This is a genomic window from Streptomyces sp. NBC_01384, assembly GCF_045040035.1.
Classification (GTDB): domain Bacteria; phylum Actinomycetota; class Actinomycetes; order Streptomycetales; family Streptomycetaceae; genus Streptomyces.
In genome coordinates this window covers 8,612,506-8,634,434 of record NZ_CP109559.1, presented here as the reverse complement: position 1 = coordinate 8,634,434, position 21,929 = coordinate 8,612,506, and the positions used below count along the sequence as shown (strand labels likewise).

General features: G+C 68.2%; 15 protein-coding genes and 3 pseudogenes. 9 read left to right on the top strand and 9 right to left on the bottom strand.

Annotation, left to right across the window (positions count from 1 at the left end):
* Positions 1-9 precede the first annotated feature (9 nt).
* The 4 genes from OG747_RS39655 to OG747_RS39640 form a co-directional block, all read right to left on the bottom strand.
* Entirely contained in the window at positions 10-972 is a 963-nt protein-coding gene (locus tag OG747_RS39655) for an expansin EXLX1 family cellulose-binding protein (RefSeq protein ID WP_405884176.1), read from the bottom strand.
* Between the two features lie 274 nt (positions 973-1,246).
* On the bottom strand, positions 1,247-3,040 hold the full coding sequence (locus OG747_RS39650) for an alpha-L-fucosidase (RefSeq protein WP_405884175.1): 1,794 nt from the start codon (positions 3,038-3,040) through the stop codon (positions 1,247-1,249).
* A 272-nt stretch (positions 3,041-3,312) separates the two neighbouring features.
* Positions 3,313-3,948 carry a lactate utilization protein C gene (locus OG747_RS39645; protein ID WP_405884174.1) on the bottom strand — a complete coding sequence of 212 codons (636 nt, stop codon included), beginning with the start codon at positions 3,946-3,948 and terminating at the stop codon, positions 3,313-3,315.
* A gap of 200 nt (positions 3,949-4,148) precedes the next feature.
* Positions 4,149-6,716, bottom strand: a complete 2,568-nt coding sequence (locus OG747_RS39640; RefSeq protein ID WP_405884173.1) for a galactosylceramidase — start codon at positions 6,714-6,716, stop codon at positions 4,149-4,151.
* Positions 6,717-7,527: 811 nt separating this feature from the next.
* Between OG747_RS39640 and OG747_RS39635 the strand changes: the two genes are divergently transcribed.
* From OG747_RS39635 to OG747_RS39620, 4 genes are all read left to right on the top strand, one after another.
* The gene (locus tag OG747_RS39635; protein WP_405884172.1) at positions 7,528-9,756 is read left to right on the top strand and encodes an alpha-L-fucosidase; all 2,229 of its coding nucleotides are present in this window, start codon (positions 7,528-7,530) and stop codon (positions 9,754-9,756) included.
* 22 nt (positions 9,757-9,778) lie between these two features.
* Positions 9,779-10,072 carry a hypothetical protein gene (locus OG747_RS39630; RefSeq protein ID WP_405884171.1) on the top strand — a complete coding sequence of 98 codons (294 nt, stop codon included), beginning with the start codon at positions 9,779-9,781 and terminating at the stop codon, positions 10,070-10,072.
* A 9-nt stretch (positions 10,073-10,081) separates the two neighbouring features.
* Positions 10,082-11,689, top strand: coding sequence for an arabinofuranosidase catalytic domain-containing protein (locus OG747_RS39625; protein WP_405884170.1), 1,608 nt, complete (start codon positions 10,082-10,084; stop codon positions 11,687-11,689).
* Between the two features lie 136 nt (positions 11,690-11,825).
* The gene (locus tag OG747_RS39620) at positions 11,826-13,400 is read left to right on the top strand and encodes a ricin-type beta-trefoil lectin domain protein (protein WP_405884169.1); all 1,575 of its coding nucleotides are present in this window, start codon (positions 11,826-11,828) and stop codon (positions 13,398-13,400) included.
* Between the two features lie 192 nt (positions 13,401-13,592).
* On the opposite strand, the pseudogene OG747_RS39615 reads toward OG747_RS39620, so the two are convergent.
* A pseudogene (locus OG747_RS39615) lies at positions 13,593-13,985 on the bottom strand (sensor histidine kinase); the annotation flags it as partial.
* Positions 13,986-13,989: 4 nt separating this feature from the next.
* Between OG747_RS39615 and OG747_RS39610 the strand changes: the two are divergent.
* From OG747_RS39610 to OG747_RS39590, 5 genes and pseudogenes are all read left to right on the top strand, one after another.
* Positions 13,990-14,247: pseudogene (locus tag OG747_RS39610) on the top strand (2Fe-2S iron-sulfur cluster-binding protein); the annotation flags it as partial.
* A 224-nt stretch (positions 14,248-14,471) separates the two neighbouring features.
* Positions 14,472-15,443, top strand: coding sequence for an ABC transporter substrate-binding protein (locus OG747_RS39605; RefSeq protein ID WP_405884168.1), 972 nt, complete (start codon positions 14,472-14,474; stop codon positions 15,441-15,443).
* On the top strand, positions 15,440-16,213 hold the full coding sequence (locus OG747_RS39600; RefSeq protein ID WP_405884167.1) for an ABC transporter permease: 774 nt from the start codon (positions 15,440-15,442) through the stop codon (positions 16,211-16,213). The genes OG747_RS39605 and OG747_RS39600 overlap by 4 nt, the downstream gene beginning before the upstream one ends.
* Positions 16,210-16,989, top strand: a complete 780-nt coding sequence (locus OG747_RS39595) for an ABC transporter permease (protein ID WP_405884166.1) — start codon at positions 16,210-16,212, stop codon at positions 16,987-16,989. Before OG747_RS39600 ends, OG747_RS39595 begins: the two co-directional genes overlap by 4 nt.
* A 20-nt stretch (positions 16,990-17,009) precedes the next feature.
* Positions 17,010-17,825 carry an ABC transporter ATP-binding protein gene (locus OG747_RS39590; RefSeq protein ID WP_405884165.1) on the top strand — a complete coding sequence of 272 codons (816 nt, stop codon included), beginning with the start codon at positions 17,010-17,012 and terminating at the stop codon, positions 17,823-17,825.
* Here OG747_RS39590 and OG747_RS39585 read toward each other — a convergent pair.
* The 4 genes and pseudogenes from OG747_RS39585 to OG747_RS39570 all read right to left on the bottom strand — a co-directional run.
* Positions 17,797-18,446: pseudogene (locus OG747_RS39585) on the bottom strand (discoidin domain-containing protein); the annotation flags it as partial. The gene OG747_RS39590 and the pseudogene OG747_RS39585 sit on opposite strands and share 29 nt — an antisense overlap.
* Before the next feature lie 4 nt (positions 18,447-18,450).
* Positions 18,451-20,043: a glycoside hydrolase family 13 protein gene (locus OG747_RS39580; protein WP_405884164.1), complete on the bottom strand. Its 1,593-nt coding sequence runs from the start codon at positions 20,041-20,043 to the stop codon at positions 18,451-18,453.
* Positions 20,044-20,073: 30 nt separating this feature from the next.
* Positions 20,074-20,955, bottom strand: coding sequence for a carbohydrate ABC transporter permease (locus OG747_RS39575; protein ID WP_405884163.1), 882 nt, complete (start codon positions 20,953-20,955; stop codon positions 20,074-20,076).
* Positions 20,952-21,923, bottom strand: coding sequence for a carbohydrate ABC transporter permease (locus OG747_RS39570; RefSeq protein ID WP_405884162.1), 972 nt, complete (start codon positions 21,921-21,923; stop codon positions 20,952-20,954). The genes OG747_RS39575 and OG747_RS39570 overlap by 4 nt, the downstream gene beginning before the upstream one ends.
* Positions 21,924-21,929 lie beyond the last annotated feature (6 nt).

The following is a 21,929-nucleotide window of genomic DNA, read 5'->3' as shown; positions in this document are numbered from 1 at the left end:
GTGGCAGGGTCAGTGTCGTGTGAACTGGACTCGTGTGGGTTGTATGACGTCCGGGCGCAAGGCGATCTGGTTGATGGTGAGTTGTTGTCCGTAGATGTCGGTGAGTCTGATGGCACCGCCGCATCCGCTGCCATTGGGGGAGAGGAAGTAGTTGTAGTCGGTGCGGGCCAGTGGGCGCCAACTGCCGCCGCTGCGGACCTCCAGCCGTGCGAGGGGGTTGCGGTGGCCGATGGCCTGGATGCCGCACCAGTAGGGGCTGGATCCGTTCTTGTAGCGGATCGAGATGGTGCCCGTTGTGTCGGGGCTGAGCAGGCTCCAGGTGATCGCGAGCCGGCCGGTCGAGACGGGGGCCAGTTTGGCGAAGGCCTGTTCGCTGAGGTCGAGTTGGCCGGGTGCGCAGGGCAGGGGGCATTCGTTGGTGATCCGGACCGTGACGGAAGCGCCGTTCGCCGCGTGGACACGCACGTATGCCCCGCAGGCCCTGGAGGTCTCGTAGTCGGTGGTGTTCATCGCCGCGATCATCATGTCGCTGCTCGGGCCGTAGGAGCAGGCGCCGTCCCCGACCCCGGCCTTGTAGACCGTGGCGACGCCCGGGTAGGTGACCTTGGGCCTGATCCGCCCAGCCAGGGAGGCCGTGGTGGGAGCCTTCCCCGGGGAGGCCGAGGACGGCGCCGCCGAGCTGGATGGGGAAGCCTTCTCCGTGGCCGCACCGGCTGACGGTGTCGCGGAGGTCGCGGACGGGGACGGGGACGCCGAGGACGGCTTGTGTCCTGGTGAGGCGGGCGGGAGAGTCTCCTGGGAGTTGGCGACGGCCGTGGCCGCGGCCGACCCGGCATCCGCCTTGCGGTCTGGTTGCATCGTCATGACCAGGCAGACGAGAAGTCCTGTGACGATCAGCCCCGTGGTGGTGCCCACCATCAGCCGGCGTCTGCGCCTGCGCTGCCGCGCCGCCTGACGTGTTGTCTCGTGCATGTCCATCCGTTCGAAAGAGCGAGTCGGTGTCGTACTGCTCAGTGGTCACAGGTGGCGAAAAGGTTGCCGCCGATTTTTCGGCGGGTCGGGTCCCGGCGCGTGAGCAGCCGGACAGAAGTGCCAGGCACGGTCTTTGTTGTTGCCGTGCTCCCACCCTTGTGTCCTCAGGTGGGAGCACTACCTGCTTCGGGCGCGGGTCACTGCCTCTGCGGGGTGGTGATGCCGGGTGAACCGGGGTGGCGGGCGGGTGCAGGGCACGCCACCCCGGGACCGCTCAGCCGATCTTGGTCATGTTCCACTGCTGGGGAGAGCCCCCGTTGGGGGTCCACTGGATGACCTGGCTGTCCGCGTCGGTGTTGCCATTGTCCAGTGCCTTTCCGCTATGGCGGTTGATGAGCCGGTACCCGCCGCCGCCCAGCGAGGTGATGGCCCACTGCTGCTGGTAGCTGCCGTTGTCGGTCCTCTGCACCATTCCACCGCCGTCGCCGGTGTTGTTGTTGTCGTCGAGGGCCTTGCCGCTCCGGGCGCAGATGAGCTTGTAGTAGCCGTGGCCCAGGTCGGTGACCGTCCACTGCTGGGGGGTGCCGCCGTTGGAGGTCCACTGGATGACCTGGTTGCCTTCGGCGGTGGTGTTGTAGTTGTCGAGGGCCTTGCCGCTCCGGGCGCAGATGAGCCGGTAGACGCCGCCCGCGAGGACGGCCGGCATGCCGTTGACCTCGACGCAGACGACGGAGTCGGTCGCGTTGGGCGCATTGGCCGGCACCTGGATGTTGATCTGCCCGCCGCTGATCCAGTAGTTGAGGTTGGTGGAGGGGTTGTTCATCAGGTAGATGCGGTTGATGGTGTTGTACACCTCCGGGATCTGCAGGATGCCGTTGGTGGGCCAGTTGAAGACGTGGCCGAAGAGCTTGCCGTACTTCTTGGTGATCCTGCCCCAGGACGGCTCGGTGGCGAAGGGGCTGCCGCTGGTGCCGTGGACGCTGTCGGAGTAGGTGGCCATCCACGTGGCCAGACCCTGCAGAATCCCTGTCGCCCCGGGTGTGACGTGGCCGTCGTTCGCGGTGCCGTCGCTGTTGAAGCCGCCGTCGGGACCGATGTTGAGCAGGTAGTTGCCGTCCCGGGAGACGACGGTGACCATCTCCTGGACGATGTCCTTCACGGACCGGTAGGAGTTCTCGGCCCAGTTGGTGTAGCCCCAATTGCCGTTCATGGTGGCGCAGGTCTCCCACGGCCGGTCCAGCGGCGCGGAGGGCACGGACTGCTCGGGGCAGGCGAAGTCGCCGAGGCCACGGTCCCGCTTGACGCGTTCGTTGACGACGAGGCTCGGCTTGCGGGCCATCAGCCAGTCGTACAGGCCCTGGCCGTCGGACTGGCTCCACCAGTCGCACCAGTCGCCGTCGAACCACAGGACGGCCGGGTCGTACCTGTTCAGCAGTTCCTGCAGCTGGCCCTTCATGTCGTTGACGTAGGCGGCGCGGGCCGTGTCGGAGGACATGACGGAGTCGTAGTTGCCGGGCCTGCAGGTCTGCGAGGGGTGGTTCCAGTCCATGATCGAGTAGTAGAGGCCGAACTTGATGCCCCGGCTCTCGCACGCGGTCTTCAACTCGCCCAGCAGGTCACGCTGGAAGCCGTTGTAGTCGTGCAGGTTGTACAGCTTGGTGCCGGTGGTGTCGGTGAAGCCCGGGACGTCGGAGTCCCACATCGCGTAGCCCTCGTGGTGCTTGGAGGTGATCACGAGGTACTTCATGCCGGCGTTCTTGGCCAGCTCGGCGATGGTGTCGGCGTTGAAGCTGGTCGGGTTGAACCCCTTGGTCACCTGGCTCTGGTAGTCGGCCTTGGACCACTTCTCGGCACTGAACGCCCACTCGCCGTGGCCGAGGTGGGAGTAGGACCCGAAGTGGATGAACATCCCGAACCGGGCCTGGTACCACCAGTCCAGCTTCGAGGAGACGGAGTACGCCTCGGCGGTGGTGGGCCACAGCACCTGCGGCAGACCGAACGTCACGGCGCCGCCGGCCAGGGCGGCGGCCTTGATGAGGGAGCGTCTGCTGAGGGGAGCGGAGGACATCGTGCGGCTCCTGGAGGGGTGAGGGACACAGGGTGTCGGTGACTGCTTGTCCGCGACACCGCACAGACGGCGGAGTGCGGCGGCTCGTGTCCGGCCGGGACTCAAGCAACTCCCACGGACATCGGATGTATTAACAGACACGGCCGCACCCCCTGTCTAGAGTGACGACAGAGAATTCAGAAACTCCCAGTTCATGATCCCGCGGCTGGAATTCGAAGAAAGAAGACATAGGATCTATAGCGAGGTTCGGTCAGCGGTGGAAAAGAGCACGGCTACGCGTCCCCCACCACGACGATGTCCAGCGTCCTGGGCCCGTGCACGCCCTCGACCCGGTCCAGCTCGATGTCGCTGGTCGCCGACGGGCCGGAGATCAGGGTCAGCGGCCGGTACGGATCGAGCAGGCGCAGCGCCTCGGGCACGTCGGGAGCGATCTGGTCCTCGCGGACCACACAGATGTGCTGGTCCGGCAGCAGGGTCAGGACCCGACGCCCCTGGCCTGGACCGTGGTCCAGGGTCACCGTGCCGGTGACGGCGATGGCGAGGGCGACGGTGGTGATCACGGCGTCAGCCGCGTCGAGTTGTCCGACGGTCAGCGGCGGAACGTCCGCCAGCCGCGACCAGGGTCCCTCCGGAACCAGGTCCTCGGGAGGCCCGGGCGGCACCACCAGGGACCGTGCTCCGGTGCGGGCCAGCGCACGAGCGACGGCCGCCGCGGCACCGTTCGCCGGCACACGGACCACCGTGGCGCGGTACTCGGCGGCGCGCTCGGCGAACAGCCCGATGACGTCCGGTCCCGCGTGGTCGGCGCGGCGACCGGGCGACAGGGGTACGTCGTGGGGGAGTTCGGAACGGGGAACGCCGGACAGTGCTCCCCGAACCGCGCTCAGCACGCTCTCGCGGCCGTTCATCGTCGTTCCTTCCCCTCCGCCGTCGTACGACGGTCCCCGCTCATGGGTGTTCTCGTACGACGCCACCAGGCGCGCAGGGACTCCCGGGCCGGCGCCGGGGTGTCCCTGGTGCCGGACCAGCGGGCGAACGGACCGGGCAGGGCGCCGATCCGGCCGTCCCGGGCCACCAGCCGGGCGCCCGCGGCCGCCAGCCACGGAATCTAGGTGATGACCGCGTCGGCGACCGAGGCCCAACTGCCGTTGGATGCGCTGTTCTTGGTACCGGTGACCGCCACTTTGAGAGTGTGGGTCGCCGTCGGATCGAGCCCGTCGGCGGTGAGGACCGGCGCGGTCACGCCCTGACTGGAGTTGCGGTACAGGTCCACGGAGGTCGCAGCGCCGCCGTCGACCGAGACCGTCACGATCCCCTGGCTGTTGTAGACGATGGAGTCCAGGGTCACCCCGTTTCCCTTGAAGGTCAGAGTGGCGGTGTTGCCCGCGGTGTTGGACCAGGTGTTGCCACCGCCGCTGGACCAGGACCCGGAGTACTGCCACTGGTCGACACCGCTGCCGGTGGTGCTGTAGGGAACGGTCACCGTCTGTGGCGTGCCGCCCGAGAGCGGCGTGACCGACAGGTTGGCGAACTGGTCGCCGGCTGTGTAGTGGCCGGTGAAGAGGGCGACTTTGCCGGCGCTGTAGGCGGTGTCGGTGACCGTGCCGACCTTCGTGCCGTCGATGGAGGCCGTGATCGTCGTACCGCTGAAGCCCAGCGCGAGGTGGTGCCAGCTGCCCAGTCCCGCCGCGCCCGGTGCGGTGCCGCTCGCGAGCGTCACCACGTTGTCCGAGAAGTCGGAACGCGTGACGGACCACGCGCCGGTATCGCTCAGCGAGAACCAGTAGCCCTTTACGTGGGTCGGGTCCTCTCCCGCGTTCCACTGCTCGCCGGCGCTCTGTTGACGACCTGCGATGCCCACTGATCCGGCGGCCTTGTTCATCACGTCCGCGGAGACCTGGTAGTTGGTCCAGTTACCGTTGCCGCCGGCGCTGTAGGGACGCGTGTCGCCGTTGAAGTTGCCCCATTCCAGCGGCCGGGCCGGTGTCTCCTGCTGGACGCAGTTCCCGGAGCGCCCCACACACGGCTGCACGTCGAACGCGCCCTCCATCGTGCCGAGATAACGGGGCTGGCTGCCGACCGCTTCAGAGCCGAAGTCGTCGCTGTACGGCAGCGGCAGGTCCGCCGCCGACGGGCTGACCGCGGTCCCCTTGCCCTGGCCGGTCGTGGTGGTGAAGGAATAGGACCGGTCCGGCTGCAAGGTCACCGTGAAGTTCCCCGAGCCGTCCGGCGTGACATCCGGATTCCCGACGAACCACGTTGACGAATCACTCGACGCCAGGTCGGTCGACCAGATGTGTACCGTTCCCGTCGACAGCCCGCCGCCCACGTTGAACGTCACCGTCTGCGGGCCGGAAGCCCTCGTGGTCTCGACGATGGTGGACCAGTCGTGGTTGTTCGGCGACTTCAGCGATACGTAGCTGCCCTGCGTATAGGACGATCCGCCCAGGTATCCGGAGCCGCTGTCGAGGTACCGCCAGCCCGGCTGCGCGAACTGGGTGGTGTGTGCCATCGCCCAGGTCGACAGACCCACGTCGTAGGTGCCCGACCAGGGCCGGTCCGCCCTGATCAGTCCCTGACCCACGAAGGACACATCGGGGTAGGCGCTTGCCACGATCGGCCAGTTGATGTTCGCGACCATCTTGCCCTGGAGGTAGACCAGGTTGTCCGTGCGCGCCATCGGCGCTCCGCCCGCCTGGTAGTCCAGCGTTCCGTTCTCGCTGGCCCAGAGCGGCAGTCCGAGCCCCTGGGCCGTCGGGGTGCTGGTGCACTGGGTGTAGGAGCTGGACCCGTTGTACGGGGTGCACGGGTAGTGGTTGCCGACCTTCGCGGTGGCCGCCTTGAATGCCGGGTTGTTGGCCAGCCCGTCCGCGGTCGACCAGCCGGAGTCGTTCGCGTCGGCGGCCACGATCTGCACGCTGCCGTAGCCGTTGTTGTCGAGGGCGCTGCGCAGCTGCGGGAACCAGTTCGCGTCGTAGCCGTGCTCGTTCCAGCCTCCCATGTAACTGATCGTCAGGCCGTGCTGCTTCGCGCACCCCAGCCAGTCCAGGACGTACTGGATCCCGTTGGCGGTGTAGAAAGTGGATCCCACCCACGCGGGGGCGGACCAGGTCAGCCCGTACAGTTTGATGGCGGGATTACGCTGCACCGCTTGCTGAGCCAGCCAGAATTCATATCCGGCGTCGCAGTTGACGTTGCCCTTGGTCTCCTCGATGGACGGTTCCGCGCCGGAGGTCGAGTTTCCCGAACCGCCGGTTTCCAGTTTGAGGATCTGCACCTGCGCCCCGTACCCGGGTTTGAACAGGTAGTCCAGAATCTGACTCTGCTGGGCCGGCGGGTAGTCCGCCAGCAGACGGCTGTTCCCTCCGCCTCCGCTGATCGCGCCTTCACCGTCGAACGTCATTCCCGACGACGACCCGTTCACCGTGATGGTCGTGGTGGATGCGGCCACCGCTTGCGTCGCGGACGTTCCGACCAGGAGCGCGGCCGCCAGTGCCATGACGGTCAGCGCGGCCGGCCAGCGGTGCCGCGCCGGTCTGGGCCAACGGCTTCTTGCCATCAACTTCCCCCTGCTGGTCGCGGCGCTCGCCGCAGGCGCCCACAGCAGACCGGCGAGGGACAGGGCGGCGGCCACCAAGACCGTTCTGGGGCGCAGGAACAGTGATGATCTGGACATGATGGCGTCCCTCAGTTGTAGGTGTGGCCGCGAGCGGACGTGCGGCACGTTCCGTCTGCGGAGAAGGCGAGACGGGCCCCGTCGGACGCACCCCGCCCTGCCGTCGGCTGTTCAGCTCGGTGCCACCTCGCGGCACGACCGGTCGACCTCATCACCATGACCACCGCACCCAACCAAGATGACGCACAATCAAACGCGAGCATCAGGGAACTGCTTCAGAACTGAACAGTCAAGGGTCTCGACAGACCTCTCCCCAGCTCGGCACAGACATGTGGCCACGGCCGCCTGACTGAGCGACACATCCCATGTGTTTCCCAGTAGTTGTGTGCGTCGCCTCTTGACCGCCTGATGCGATCAGGGCAAGCTCTCCCAGTGCTCCAGCAAGCCGATACGGGGGCAACACCGCGAGAGCCTCCGGGGCACCCTTCGCGAAATTCATCCCATGTATTGCATTCACGATCGCCGCCGTCATCGGCGAGCGTTCCGCCGACAGACGCGGTGGCGCGACAGACAGAATCGAACATAAGGCAACACTGCAGCTGAAGGACGAGGGGCGTCGACGAGGGACTCACCGCCGGAATCGACCGTCCCGCGCAGAACAGGAGTTTCAACGTTCGAGTCAGTCCGGCGGCCCGGAGTCCTGAAGTGGGTCCGGGCCGGACAGAGCAGCACGGCACTGCCGAAGAGGCGAGCGGTGCGGCAAGCGCCCGCGAGGATGCCACACCGTCGCCTCCACAGCTCCGAATAGGCCCATGGGTTCGGGCGTCCCCTCTTCCACGATCTTCTACGTGAATCGACGAAGGGTTCCGCTATGACGATCAGCAGGCGTGTGTTCCTGTCGAGTGCCGCCGGTGTCGTCGCCGCCGTGACGGCGGATCTCACGCTCGGTACGACGAGGGCGCTGGCGGCTCCGTCGTCGTACTCGCCCACGTGGGCGTCGGTGGACCAGCACCCGGCGGCGCCGGAGTGGTTCCAGGACGCGAAGTTCGGGATCTACTTCCACTGGGGTGCCTTCAGCGTCCCGGCCTACGACAACGAGTGGTACCCGCGGAACATGTACATCTCGGGCATGGCCGCCAACAGCCACCACGTCGCCACCTACGGCGACCCCTCGGTGTGGCCGTACAACAATTTCCTCGACGGAGCCCGCGACAAGGCGGGCAACTGGGTGCAGTTCGCGCCAAAGTTGGTCTCCGAAGGCGGCAGATTCGACCCGGACGCCTGGGCGCAGCTGTTCGTGGACGCGGGCGCGAAGTTCGCCGGACCGGTGTCCGAACACCACGACGGATTCTCGATGTGGAACAGCTCGGCCAACGAGTGGAACTCCGTCCGGCACGGGCCGGGTCTGAACCTGCTGGCACTGTTCCGCGACGCCATCCGGGGCAAGGGCCTGAAACTGCTGGTGGCCATGCACCACGCGTTCAACTTCAACGGCTACTACGACCACGTGCCCGCCCAGCCGACCACCAGTCTGAAGAAGCTGTTCGGGCAGCTCGACACCGCCGCGGAGAACCAGCTGTGGTTCGACAAGCTCAAAGAGGTCGTCGATCTGGCCCAGCCGGACATCCTGTGGGAGGACTTCGACCTGAGTCTGGTCGACGAGACCCAGCGGCTGAACTTCCTGTCGTACTACTACAACCAGGCCATCTCCTGGGGCGAAGACGTCGTGGCCACCTACAAGGACGGCTACAACACCAACGGCGAGATGTTCGACTACGAACGCGGCGGACCGGCCGACATCACCAGCCCGTACTGGCTGACCGACGACAGCGTCAGCGACTCCAGTTGGTGCTACACCGTCGGCATCGGCTACTACTCCACCGCCCAGATGCTGCACTCGCTGATCGACCGGATCAGCAAGAACGGCAACATGCTGCTCAACATCGCCCCCATGGCCGACGGCACCATCCCCCAGGGCCAGAAGGACGTCCTGCTCGGCATCGGCGACTACCTCAAGCGGTTCGGCGAATCCCTGTACGCCACCCGCGCCTGGACCGCCTACGGCGAAGGCCCGACCAAGATGGGCGGAGGCTCCTTCACCGCCCCGGTGGCCGGGACGAACAAGGACTTCCGGTTCACCCGCAACAAGGCCGACAACGTCCTGTACGCGACGGTCCTGGGCTGGCCCGGCAGCTCCGCGACCATCACCACCCTGGCGAGCGGACGCATCGACCTCAGATCACTGACGTCCGTGCAGTTGCTGGATGCCAACAGCGGCACGTACGTCAACCTGCCCACGCCCACGCAGAGCAGCGACGGCCTGCACATCAGCCTTCCGTCGTCCTCGGCGCCGTTCAACGCCCTCGCGTACGTGCTGAAGTTCACCTTCTCCGGCCAGATTCCCGTCCTCAGCGGCAACGGCGTCGCCACCGCGTACAGCGATGTCTCGTACGGGGGCACGGCGGCCAGGCTCGTGCTGGGTGGCTACACCGCCGCACAGCTGCAGAGTGCCGGCCTTGCGGCGCGCACGGTCTCCTCCCTCCGGATACCCGCCGGCTACCAGGTGACCGGCTACTCAGGAGACAACTTCTCGGGCACGGCCTGGACCTTCACCGCCGACAACGCCGACCTGCGCGACACCGGCAACAACGACGCCATCGCCTCTCTGAAGGTGATCTTCAACCCCGCCAAGTACTTCCGCGTCACCAACGTCGCCGACGGCCTGGTCCTGGACAGCGGCGGCAACGTCGCCTCCGGCAGCAACCTCAAGCAGTGGACCGCGGGCGACAGCCCGAACCTCCAGTGGCAGGCCGTCGAACTGGGCAACGGCTACTACCGTCTGGTCAACCGCACCAACGGCATGGTCGCCGACGGCTGGGGCGCCACCACCAACGGGGCGCCGGCCCAGCAGGCCCCCTGGAACGGCGGCACCAACCAGCAGTGGCAGATCACCGACCGCGGCAACGGCCAGTACAGCATCGCCAACCGCACCACCGGCCTCGTCCTCGACGGCGGCGGCCAGGTCACCTCCGGCTCCGTCACCAAACAATGGACCTGGAACGGCAGCACCAACCTCCAATGGACCTTCACCGTCCAGTGACCTGCGCGGCCGGGAGCGGACCGTGAGGCTCGCCCCGGCCCCGTCACCGCGCGAGGCCGCACCACAGGCGCTCCGGATCGGCCCGCTCCTCGGCACCCACGAGCGCACCGACACCAGCAGCGGCGAGATCGGCCAGGAGGTCTGCGTCTCCGGCGCGACCGTCCCGAACCAGGGAGGCACGACCCCTCGGGCCGACGCCACGACCGCGGCGCCGGCCGGACGAACCTCTCCGCGACCGCACGGCAAGGCGGCCCCCCACTCGCGGAGAAGGCATCAGCGCCAACACACCGTGGGCCGCCGTGGGTTCAACAGTTAGGGAAATGAGATGAGAAGAGCATCGACGGACGACCCCTTGGCGTCCGAACGCCGCAGCGTCCGTCAGGGAATCACGGCAGCGTGGCTGCGTATCAGGCCGACCACGGCACAGGACCCGACCCGCGGCCTCCCCTACGCGGGCCCGCACGTCCGCCCGACGGAGCGATGGGTACGCGTCGGGGCCGCAGCCGTGCTCGTCGGTGGTGCGCTGGTCGGCGCCACGACGGCTACCGGGACAGCACAGGCAGCGGGTTCGCTTCCTTGTGACCTGTACGCCGCGGGCGGCACGCCCTGTGTGGCCGCGCACAGCACCACACGCGCCCTGTCCTCCTCCTACAACGGGCCGCTGTACCAGGTCCAGCGCGCCTCGGACAACGCCACCCGGGACATCGGCGTCCTGTCCACGGGCGGATACGCCGACGCGGCCGCGCAGGACTCGTTCTGCGCCGGTACGAGTTGCGAGATCAGCGTCATCTACGACCAGTCCGGCCGCGGCAACCACCTCACCCGGGCTCCCCTCGGCTCGTTCAACGGCCCGGGCCCCGGCGGATCGGACGCCCTCGCGGACGCCACCGCCGCCCCGATCACCGTCGCCGGGCACAAGGCCTACGGCGTCTACGTCAGCCCCGGCACCGGCTACCGCAACAACCACACCAACGGGATCGCCACCGGCGACCAACCCGAGGGCATGTACGCCATCTTCGACGGCACCCACTACAACGGCGGCTGCTGCTTCGACTACGGCAACGCCGAGACCACCAACCACGACGACGGCAACGGCACCATGGAGGCCATCTACTTCGGCAGCATCCGGGCCTGGGGCACCGGCGCCGGCAGCGGCCCGTGGATCATGGCCGACATGGAGAACGGCCTGTTCTCCGGGGTGAACACGGGCTACAACGCGGGCGACCCGACGATCAGCCACCGGTTCACCACCGCGATCGTCAAGGGCGAGTCCAATCACTGGGCGATCCGCGGCGGCGACGCCCAGTCCGGCAACCTGTCGACCTTCTACGACGGCGTACGCCCCAACGCCGACGGCTACAACCCGATGAAGAAGCAGGGCGCCGTCCTCCTCGGCATCGGCGGCGACAACAGCAACAGCTCCGCCGGCACCTTCTACGAAGGCGTCATGACCTCCGGCTACCCCTCGAACGCCACCGAGGACGCCGTCCAGTCCAACATCACCTCCGTCGGCTACGCCGCCTCCTCCAGCGGGACGAACACGGGCGAGTTGCACGCGGTGGGCGCGGGCAAGTGCCTTGACGTGCCGGGATGGTCCACCGCGGTGGGCACCCAACTGCAGACGTATGACTGCAACGGTGGGGCGAACCAGATCTTCACGCACACACCATCGAACGAGTTGACGGTTTATTCGGGCTCGTCGCAGGTGTGTCTGGACGCCGCCGGCTACGGGAGCTCCGCGGGCACCAAGGTGCAGACGTACACGTGCAACGGACAGGCCAACCAGCAGTGGAAGCTCAACTCCGACGGCACCGTCACAGGAGTCGCATCCGGGCTCTGCCTGGACGTCACCGGAGCCTCCACCGCCAACGGCGCCCTGGCCGAACTGTGGACCTGCAACGGCGGCAGCAACCAGAAATGGACTCTGGGCTGATCCCACGGTATTCCGCAGGGAAAAGCGGGTGGTGCCGCTCTCCGGACCATGCGGCGGCACCACCCGTGACGGGCACCGGCGTGGTGCTGACAGACGCCGAAAAGCGATTTCCCCCCAACCTCGCAAGGAGAACTTCGTGAACAGCACGACAAAGGGCCTGCTTCGCCACCGCGAACGTCCAGGGACCGGTGAGCAGGCGAACGCTCCCGCCGGCCCGGAAAGCCGTCAGGGCGTCGGCAGACGCCTCCGTACCGCCCAGCGCCTGATCGCCGGCTCGGCGGCCACAACCCTGGCGCTGCTGGGACTACTGACCGGCGGCACGGCCCATGCCGCGTCACCGACGCAGGCCGCCGCGGCGGCCTCGGGCACCAGCCAGTTCCGCGGAGTGAACTGGGCAGATCCCAACGACAACTTCATCACCGGCCCCAACATCCCCGTCGGCCTCTCGGAGTCGGACGACTACGCCACCGTGTACACGAAGTCCACAGCCATCCTCAAGGGCTTCCAGAGCCTGGGGGCCAACACCGTCCGCATGGGATTCAACGCGGCGACCACCTCGGGAACCTGGTGGGGCAGCTACACCGCGACGCTGGACGCCGCCACCGCGCTGGGCATGAAGGTCATCGTCGCCCCGTGGCTGCAGAACGGGAAGGTCAGCGACACCGCGTCCTTCTACCAGATGTGGGACACGATGATCAACAAGTACGGCTCGAAGAGCAACTTCTACTTCGACATCATGAACGAGCCCTGGGCGTACAGCTCCACCGACCTGACCAACTTCGAGGCCGACTGGCTGGCGCACTACCCCAGCCTGCCCCGTGACCACGTGATCGTCCCCGGCCTGTGGGGCGACGCGAGTCTGTGCGGCGTGGGCTCCGACTCCCGGCTGTCCGGCACCCTGCTGTCCATCCACACGTACAGCATGTTCGGCGTCTCCCACAGCACCGAGGCCGACTGGGTCAAGGAGTTCACCGACAACCTGTGCGGCTACGCCGACCGCGCCGTGGTGACCGAGTTCGGCGACCCGATGACCACCGGCGTCGACTACAACGGCCCCAAGGACGGCACCAACAACATCTCCTTCCTCTACGCCATCACCGACACCGCACGCAGCCTCGGCATCGGTACGGTCCTGTGGACCGGCGTCAAGGAAGCCAACCAGACCCAGGGCCCCGGGCCCTGCGACAACGCCTCCTGTGCCATCACCTCCCTGAACGGCAGCGGCACCAACCTGTCCCTCACCGTCACCAACCAGTCCGGCCTCGACCGCCTCCAGTGGGGCTGGGGTACCGGCACCAACCCCGGCGGCGGAAGCGGCACGGGCAACGGCAACGTACTGCGCGGCGCCGGCTCCAACCGCTGCCTGGACGTGCCCGGAGCGAGCACCACCAACGGCGTGCAGACCGAGATCTGGGACTGCAACAGCGGCACCAACCAGCAGTGGAACCTCACCTCCGCCAAGGAGCTGCGGGTCTACGGAAACAAGTGCCTGGATGCCGACCAATGGGGGACCTCCCCAGGGACCAAGGTCGTGATCTGGGACTGCACCGGCGGCAGCAACCAGCAGTGGAACCTCAACAGCGACGGCACCGTCACCAGCGCCCAGTCCGGCCTGTGCCTGGACGTCAAGGACGCCTCCACCGCCAACAGCGCCCTAGTCCAGCTGTGGACCTGCAACGGCGGCACCAACCAGAAATGGAGCCGGCAGTAACGAGGAAGCAGTCGTGCTGGGGGCCCGGTGAAGCCCCCAGCACGGTTGTGCCGACGGACTCGCTCACGGACACGGCGCCGGAGCGTCGGCAGCAGATCCGTAGGAATCATGGGAGGCCTTCGGCGCGCGCCTGCGCCGGCCGGCGTTCTCGAACGCAGCTGCCGACAACGGCACCCTTGAGCAGGGGGCCGGTCAATCCCTGACCGGAAGCACCAGGCGGAACGTGCACCCGGCACCCGCTCCGGTGTCGAGTTCGAGGCGGCCTCCGTGGCCCCGGGCGATCGCCGTGGCGATGGCGAGGCCGAGGCCGCTGCCGCCGTGGTCACGGGAGCGGGAAGGGTCGACGCGGTAGAAGCGCTCGAAGACCCGCTCGGCCTCCTCCAAAGGCAACCCCGGCCCCTGGTCGCCGACTTCGATCACGCAGATCGGCGTGCCCGTGGTCAGCGGTGGTGAGCCGCTGGTCCGGCCGGGGCGGTCGGTACCTCCTGTCGTCGCCCCCGCGCGGGCCGTTCCCACGCGTACGTCGACTGCAGTGCCCGGCGGCGTGTGGACGAGCGCGTTGGACAGAAGGTTGTTCACCACCTGGAGCGAGGTGGTGCTCGCGCGCACCGGACGAACGCTGACCGTTCCCGCGGACGTCTCCGTCCTCGACACCGTGCGGGGCGCGGGCGTCGAGGTGCTCTTCTCCTGCACCGAGGGCACCTGCGGGACCTGTGAGACGGACGTCGTCGAAGGGACCCCGGACCACCGGGACTCGGTGCTCACGGACGAGGAGCGGGAGGCGGGCGAGACCATGCTCATCTGCGTCTCCCGGTGCCTCGGGAAGCGACTCGTGCTGGACTTGTGAGCCCGCAGGTCCGCCTCGACGCGGTCCAAGACCCTGACCACCTCGCCGTCCCGGTACCGCACCGGGGCGGCGATCGTGCGTGATCGTCCCGATGCATAACTGTCAACAATATTGTTAGCCAAAGTCATTGACCCCGCCGTACGGGGGCTCTACCTTCCCGCTGAGCACCATTTCGCGGTGTGCGCACAACCTGTCGGAACAATGTCGTCTGCACAGGAGGAGCCATGCGTCGTCTGCTCGCCGGTCTCGCGGTCGGATCCTTTCTGGTCGCCGCGTCGGCCTGCGGTTCATCCGGCGGCGGTGGCGCCTCGGACAAGAACGCATCGTCCGGCGGTACCACCACGGTCAAGGTCGGGGTCATCCCCATCGTCGATGTCGCGCCCCTCTACCTGGGCCAGGAAAAGGGCTTCTTCAGCAAGCGCGGCCTGAAGCTGTCCATGACGACCGCGCAGGGCGGCGCGGCGATCGTGCCGGGGGTGGTCAGCGGCCAGTTCCAGTTCGGGTTCTCCAACGTGACCTCGCTGATGATCGCCCAGAGCCAGAACATTCCCGTGAAGGCCGTGGTCAACGGCGTCGCCTCGACGGGCGTGGCGGGCAGGGACTTCGGTGCCATCACGGTGAAGAAGGGCAGCCCGATCAAGTCCGCCAAGGACCTGGAGGGGAAGAAGGTCGCCGTCAACACCCTCAAGAACATCAACGAGACCGCGGTGCGCGAGTCGGTGCGCAAGGCCGGCGGCGACCCGTCCAAGGTGAAGTTCGTCGAGCTGGCCTTCGATCAGATGCCCGCCACCCTCGACAGCGGACAGATCGACGCCGCCATGGTGGTCGAGCCCGCGCTCGCCACCGTCAAGAGCCAGGGCGCCACGGAGATCGCCTCGTCCCTGGTCGACGTCGCCAAGGACCTCACCGTGGCGATGTACTTCACGTCGACGCAGTACGAGCAGAAGAGCCCCGACGTGGTGAAGAAGTTCCGGGAGGCGACCGCGGAGTCCCTCGCCTACGCCGACGCCCACCCGGACGAGGTCCGCCAGGTGGTCACCACGTACACGAAGATCCCGGCGGCGACCCTCGCGAACGTGACCCTGCCGAAGTGGCCGGCCGAGCCGAACCGCGCCTCGATCGAGGCGCTGGAGAAGCTGGGCGAGCAGGACGGGCTCTTCAAGTCGACGCCCGATCTCGACAAGCTGCTGCCGTGAGGGGCGCCAACGCCGCCCTGGGCGCTGCCGGGCTCGCGGCCTTCCTCGCGCTGGGCGAGGCGGTGCCGCGGCTCGGTCTCGTCAAGGAGGCGTACTTCCCGCCGACCAGCCGCATCGCCGACGCGCTCGGGCAGGAGGTCGGCGACCACGCCTTCTGGACGGCGCTCGGTGACACCCTCAGCGGCTGGGCACTGGGCCTGGCGATCGCGGTCGGCGCGGGCGTCGTCGTGGGGCTGGTCGTCTCGATCGTGCCGTATCTGCGCGCGGCCACCGCCTCCGCGATCGAGTTCCTGCGCCCGATCCCCTCCGTCGCCCTGATCCCCCTCGCCGTGCTCCTCTACGGCACCGAACTCCGCTCCGTCCTCCTCCTCGTCGTGTACGCCTCCTTCTGGCAGGTCCTCGTCCAGGTCCTGTACGGCGTCCAGGACGTCGACCCGGTGGCGGAGGAGACGGCCCGCTCGTACGGCCTCGGCCCGTGGGCGCGCGTCCGGCACGTCCTGTGGCCCACGGCGCTGCCGTACGTCATGACGGGCGTCCGCCTCGCCGCCGCCGTCGCCCTCATCCTCGCCGTGACCGCCGAACTCGTCATCGGTGCACCGGGGTTGGGCGCGCGCATCGCGGTCGCCCAGTCCTCGCAGGCCGTCCCCGACATGTACGCACTGGTGGTGGTCACCGGTCTCCTCGGGCTCCTGATCAACGTGGGCGCCCGCACGGTGGAGCGCCGGGCGCTGGCCTGGCACCAGTCGGTGCGCGGGGAGGTGGCGGTGTGAGGCCGTTCCTGTTGCGGTCGCTGTTCGTCGTCGCGCTCCCGGCGCTGCTCGTCGCGGGCTGGTGGCTGGCGTCCGACGGCAGTACGAACGTGTACTGGCCGCCGCTCCGCACGATCGTCAAGACCTTCCCGGACGTCTGGACGGGCGAGCGGCTGCGTTCCGACCTCCTGCCGAGCGTGCTGCGCCTCCTCGCCGGTTACGCCTCGGCCGCCGTCGTGGGCGTGGCACTGGGCACGGTCATCGGCTCCTATCGGCGGGTGCGAGCCTTCTGCGAACCGGTCCTCGAATTCCTGCGCGCGGTGCCACCGCCCGTCCTCGTCCCCGTCATCATGCTGTTCGCGGGCATTGGCGACACGATGAAGATCGTCGTGATCGCGAGCGGCTGCGTCTGGCCGATCCTGCTCAACACCGTCGAGGGCGTGCGGGCGGTCGACTCGGTGATGGCGGAGACGGCGCGTTCGTACGGCATCACGGGCGCCGCCCGGCTGCGCAGCGTGGTCCTGCGCGCGGCGAGCCCACAGATCTTCGCGGGCCTGCGCCAGGCGCTCTCCATCGGGATCATCCTGATGGTCATCAGCGAGATGTTCGCGGCCAGCAACGGCCTCGGCTTCACCATCGTCCAGTTCCAGCGGAGCTTCGCGATCCCCGACATGTGGACCGGAATCCTCGTCCTGGGCCTGCTCGGTTTCCTTCTCTCGGTCGTCTTCCAACTGGTCGAGCGCCGGGTGCTCGGTTGGTACCACGGTCTGCGCGCGGTGTCCCGGCGGTCCCCGTGAAGCTCGCGAAAGGGCGGTCCATGCACGCGTCTCTTGTCGTATCCGGCCTGAACAAGGTCTACGAGGGTTCCGGTCGCCGGGTGGAGGCGGTACGGGACCTCACCTTCACCGTCGAGGCGGGCGAGCTCGTCTGTCTCGTCGGCCCGTCGGGATGCGGCAAGACCACACTCCTGAAGTGCATGGGCGGGCTGCTGACTCCGACGGCGGGTGAGGTACGGCTGAACGACCGTCCGGTGAGCGGGCCGCCGCCCGGGATGGCGTTCGTGTTCCAGGAGTACGGACGCAGTCTGTTCCCCTGGATGCGGGTGCGGGAGAACGTCGAACTGCCCCTCAAACAGAAGCCGTTGAGCAAGGGTCGGCGCCGGGAGCTGGTCGCGGACGCGCTGGAGTCCGTCGGGCTCACGGATGCCGCGGGCGCGTACCCGTGGCAGCTGTCCGGCGGGATGCAGCAGCGTGTCGCCATCGCCCGGGCGCTCGCGTACGAGCCGGAAGTGCTGCTGATGGACGAGCCGTTCGCGGCGGTCGACGCGCAGACCCGCGCCGATCTGGAGGATCTGGTGCGCGGCCTTTGGCGGGAGCGCGGCATCACCATCCTGTTCGTCACCCACGACATCGACGAGGCGGTGTACCTCGGCGAACGGGTCCTGATCCTCTCCGCCTCCCCCACTGTCGTACAGGAGCAGTTGAAGGTCGATCTCCCGGACGAGCGGGACCAGTTGCACACCCGGGTCGCCCCGCGCTTCGCCGAGCTGCGGACCCATGTGTACGAGCAGATCCAGGCGGCGAAGCGCGGGGTGCCCTTCGATGTCAGGACAGATACGCCTCCACTTCACTGAACTGGGCGGCGGGCCGACCGGTGTTGGCGGTGACGTTGAGCCGGAGATAGCGCAGGTTCGTGCCACTGGGGAGGGTTACGGTCACGGTGTTTCCCGTCGCCAGGTCGAAGCGGTAGTCCTTCGAGGCGACGACCGTCGAGTACGCGGAGCCGTCGGTGCTGCCGAGGACCGACAGGGTCTGCGTGCGCGCCTGCCGGACCGAGGCCGGCGGGAGTTTCAGCACGAGGCGGCGGGCGGGCTGGGTCGAGCCGAGCTCCACCGTCCAGGCCTGCGGGAAGGCGTTGTTGGTGGACTCCCAGTAGCTGTTCGCGTCGCCCAGGTGGAGTCCCAGCCCGCGTTGCCGCCGCCGTCGGTGAGGGTGAAGGTTCCCGAGCCGGTCGGGTAGGGGCAGTTGTATATGCCCGCTGCCCCGACTCCGGTGGCCTGGACGTTGCTGAACCTGGCCGCGCCCTGCGACTCGGCCTGGACGACGACCGTGCCTGCCTTTGTGACAGTCGCCCCATCGACTGTCACATTCCTGACCGCATACCGGTGTCCGCCGCCCGACACGAACTCGAAGGCGCTGTACGGGCTGTCGGTGATCGTCGTACCGGTGATGTTGACGGTCGCCTCGGTCGAGGCGGTGTCAGCCGCGCAGCCAGACCGCCGTGTCCTTCGGCAGTCGCCCCTGCCGGTCCAAGGGGCCGCTGCCGAGGACGAGTCGGGAGTGTGCGGGGAGGTCGGCGGGGGCATCGGCGAGGTTCACGACGCACAGCAGACGTTCCTCCTGCCGTGGTCGGGCGAAGGCCAGAACGCCCTCGGGTGCGGGCAGCCAGGTGAGCGGGCCGTCACCGAACTCCGGCCTGATCTTCAGGGCCGCGCGGTAGAGGGAGAGCATCGAGCCAGGGTCGGCGGCCTGGAGGTCGGCGGCGTACGCGGACCAGCCGCTCGGCTGCGGCAGCCAGGGCTCGCCCCCGAAGCCCGCGTAGGGCGCGTCGGCCGTCCACGGGAGTGGGACCCGGCAGCCGTCCCGCCCCGGGTCGGTGCCGCCGGAGCGGAAGTGCATCGGGTCCTGGATGCGGTCGCGGGGTATCTCGGCCTCGGGCAGGCCCAGTTCCTCGCCCTGGTAGAGGTAGACGGCGCCGGGCAGGGCGAGGGAGAGCAGCGCGGCGGCGCGGGCGCGGCGGGTGCCGAGCGCGAGGTCGGTAGGGGTGCCGAAGGCCTTGGTGGCGAAGTCGAAGCCGGTGTCGGTGCGGCCGTAGCGGGTGACCGTGCGGGTCACGTCGTGGTTGCACAGCACCCAGGTGGCGGGCGCGCCGACCGGTGCGTGCTCGGCGAGGGTCTCGTCGATCGACGTACGCAGGCGTCCGGCGTCCCAAGGGCAGGACAGGAAGGAGAAGTTGAAGGCGGTGTGCAGTTCGTCGGGGCGCAGATAGCGGGCGAAGCGCTCGGTGTCCGGGAGCCAGACCTCGCCGACGAAGATGCCGTCGTAGGCGTCGGCGACCGTGCGCCAGGAGCGGTAGATGTCATGGAGTTCGTCGCGGTCGACGTACGGATGCGGATCGCGGCCCTCGACGAAGTCGGGGAGGTCCGGGTCCTTGGCGAGCAGGGCGGCCGAGTCGATGCGGACGCCGGCCACGCCGCGCTCGAACCAGAACCGCAGGATCTCCTCGTGCTCCTGCCGGACGGCCGGGCGCGCCCAGTTGAGGTCGGGCTGCTCGGGGGTGAACAGGTGGAGGTACCAGGTGCCGTCGGGCAGCCGGGTCCAGACGGGTTCGGCGGAGCCGGCGAACTGGGACGGCCAGTCGTTGGGCGGGAATTCACCGTGTGTGCCGCGTCCGGGACGGAAGTGGAAGAGTTCGCGCTCGGGCCCTCCGGCCAAGGCCGCCTGGAACCACGGGTGTTGGTCGGATACGTGGTTGGGCACGATGTCGACGAGGGTGCGGATGCCCAGCTCCTTCGCCTCGGCGATGAGCTTCTCGGCCTCGGCGAGCGTCCCGAAGGCCGGGTCGATGACACGGTAGTCGGCGACGTCGTAGCCGCCGTCCTTCATCGGGGACAGGTACCAGGGGTTGAACCACAGGGCGTCGACGCCGAGTTCGGCGAGGTACGGGAGTTTGGCGCGGACGCCCGCGAGGTCGCCGGTGCCGTCGCCGTCGCCGTCCGCGAAGCTGCGGACGTACACCTGGTAGATGACGGCGGAGCGCCACCAGTTCTGGGCATGGGTGGGCTGTCCCACGGTGCCTGCCTTTCTGTTGCGGGGTCGGTGTCAGCCCTTGGTGCTGCCCGCGCCGATCCCGGCGATGATGTGCCGCTGGAACACCAGGAACATCAGGACCATGGGGATGCTGGCGATCACCATCGCGGCGATGAGCACGGTCAGCTGGATGTTCTGCGACAGCTGGACGAGCGCCACGCTGATCGGCTGCTTGTCGGTGTCGGAGAAGACCATCAACGGCCAGAGGAAGTCCTGCCAGACGGCGACCAGGGCGAAGATCGACACGACGCCGAGGACGGGGCGGGACATGGGCAGCACGATGGACCAGAGGGTGCGCAGCCGTCCGGCGCCGTCGATCTCGGCGGCCTCCAGGACATCGCGCGGGATCTGGTCGAAGAAGCGCTTGAGGAGATAGAGGTTGAAGGCGTTGGCCACGGCGGGCAGCCAGATGCCGAGCGGGTCGTTGAGCAGGCTGGTGTGGATCAGTGGGAGGTCGGCGACGGTCAGGTACTTCGGTACGACCAGCGCCTGCGCCGGGACCATCAGGGTGGCGAGGATGCCGCCGAGGATCAGCTTGCCGAAGGCCGGCTTCAGCTTGGAGAGGGCGTACGCGGCGGCCGTGCAGAACACGAGCTGCAGCAGCCAGGCGCCGGCGGCCTGCACCACCGTGTTCCACAGATGGGTCGGCAGGTCCATCAGGTCCCAGGCGTCGGTGTAGCCGCTGATGTGCCATGCCTTGGGCACGAGGGTCGGCGGGGTCCGCGTCACCTCGTCCGGGGACTTCATGGCGCCGGTGACCATCCAGTAGACCGGGAAGAGGAAGGCGAGCGCGAAGAGCAGGACGACGGCCGTGAAGACGGTCCAGTAGAGGGCCTTGCCGCGGGGGCGGGCGAGGGTGAGCGGGGAGACCAGGGTGCGAGTGCCGCTGCTCATACGTACTCCTCCCCCGCCGAGCGGGTCAGCCGCAGGTACATCGCGGAGAAGAGGCCGAGCAGCACCAGGAGCATGACGCTCAGCGCGCACGCGCCGCCGAAGTCGTTGTAGAGGAACGCGTACTTATAGATGAGGTAGAGGACGGTGACCGTGGCGTTCTCGGGGCCGCCGCCGGTGATGACGAACGGCTCGGTGAAGACCTGCATCGTGGCGATGATCTGAAGGAGCATCAGCATGAGCACGATGAACCGGGTCTGCGGGATCGTCACGTGCCGGATGCGCTGAAGGATGTTCGCGCCGTCCAGCTCCGCCGCCTCGTACAGCTCCCCTGGGATGCCCTGGAGCGCGGCCAGATAGATCAGGACCGTGCCGCCCATGTTGGCCCAGGTGGCCACGATGACCAGGGAGACGAGCGCGGTGTCGGCGCCGTTGGACCAGTTCGAGGTGGGCAGGTGCAGGAAGCGCAGCGCCTCGTTGGCGAGGCCCGCTCCGGGATCGTAGAACCACTTCCACAGCAGGGCGCTGACCACCGGCGGGATCATCACCGGCAGGTACACCACGACCCTGAAGAAGGCCTTCGCGTGCCGGAGCTCGTTGAGGACCAGGGCCATCACGAACGGGACGGCGAAGCCGATGAGCAGGGCGAGGAGCGTGAAGGTGAACGTGTTGCGCCAGGCCGCGGTGAACTCCGGGTCGTGGAAGACGCGGGTGAAGTTGGCGGTGCCGACCCACTGGGGCGGTGAGCCCGGCGTGTACTTCTGGAAGGCGATCACGACCGCGCGGATCGCCGGGTACCAGGAGAACAGCGCGAAGCAGAGCAGGCCGCCGATGAGGAAGGCGTACGCGCGGGACTGGTCGGCCAGGCGCCGGCGCCACGGGCCCCCTGCCCGGCGCCCGGCCGACCGCGGTACCTCCGGCGCGCCGACGGCGGCCGGAGGGAGCACCACGGGCTTCGATGCGGTCTTCATACGCGT

Bases quoted from the DNA above. Each gene is read 5' to 3' on its own strand.
- OG747_RS39655 (WP_405884176.1), bottom strand. From the start codon at position 972: ATGCACGAGACAACACGTCAGGCGGCGCGGCAGCGCAGGCGCAGACGC.
- OG747_RS39650 (WP_405884175.1), bottom strand. From the start codon at position 3,040: ATGTCCTCCGCTCCCCTCAGCAGACGCTCCCTCATCAAGGCCGCCGCC.
- OG747_RS39645 (WP_405884174.1), bottom strand. From the start codon at position 3,948: ATGAACGGCCGCGAGAGCGTGCTGAGCGCGGTTCGGGGAGCACTGTCC.
- OG747_RS39640 (WP_405884173.1), bottom strand. From the start codon at position 6,716: ATGTCCAGATCATCACTGTTCCTGCGCCCCAGAACGGTCTTGGTGGCC.
- OG747_RS39635 (WP_405884172.1), top strand. From the start codon at position 7,528: ATGACGATCAGCAGGCGTGTGTTCCTGTCGAGTGCCGCCGGTGTCGTC.
- OG747_RS39625 (WP_405884170.1), top strand. From the start codon at position 10,082: ATGAGAAGAGCATCGACGGACGACCCCTTGGCGTCCGAACGCCGCAGC.
- OG747_RS39605 (WP_405884168.1), top strand. From the start codon at position 14,472: ATGCGTCGTCTGCTCGCCGGTCTCGCGGTCGGATCCTTTCTGGTCGCC.
- OG747_RS39590 (WP_405884165.1), top strand. From the start codon at position 17,010: ATGCACGCGTCTCTTGTCGTATCCGGCCTGAACAAGGTCTACGAGGGT.
- OG747_RS39575 (WP_405884163.1), bottom strand. From the start codon at position 20,955: ATGAGCAGCGGCACTCGCACCCTGGTCTCCCCGCTCACCCTCGCCCGC.
- OG747_RS39570 (WP_405884162.1), bottom strand. From the start codon at position 21,923: ATGAAGACCGCATCGAAGCCCGTGGTGCTCCCTCCGGCCGCCGTCGGC.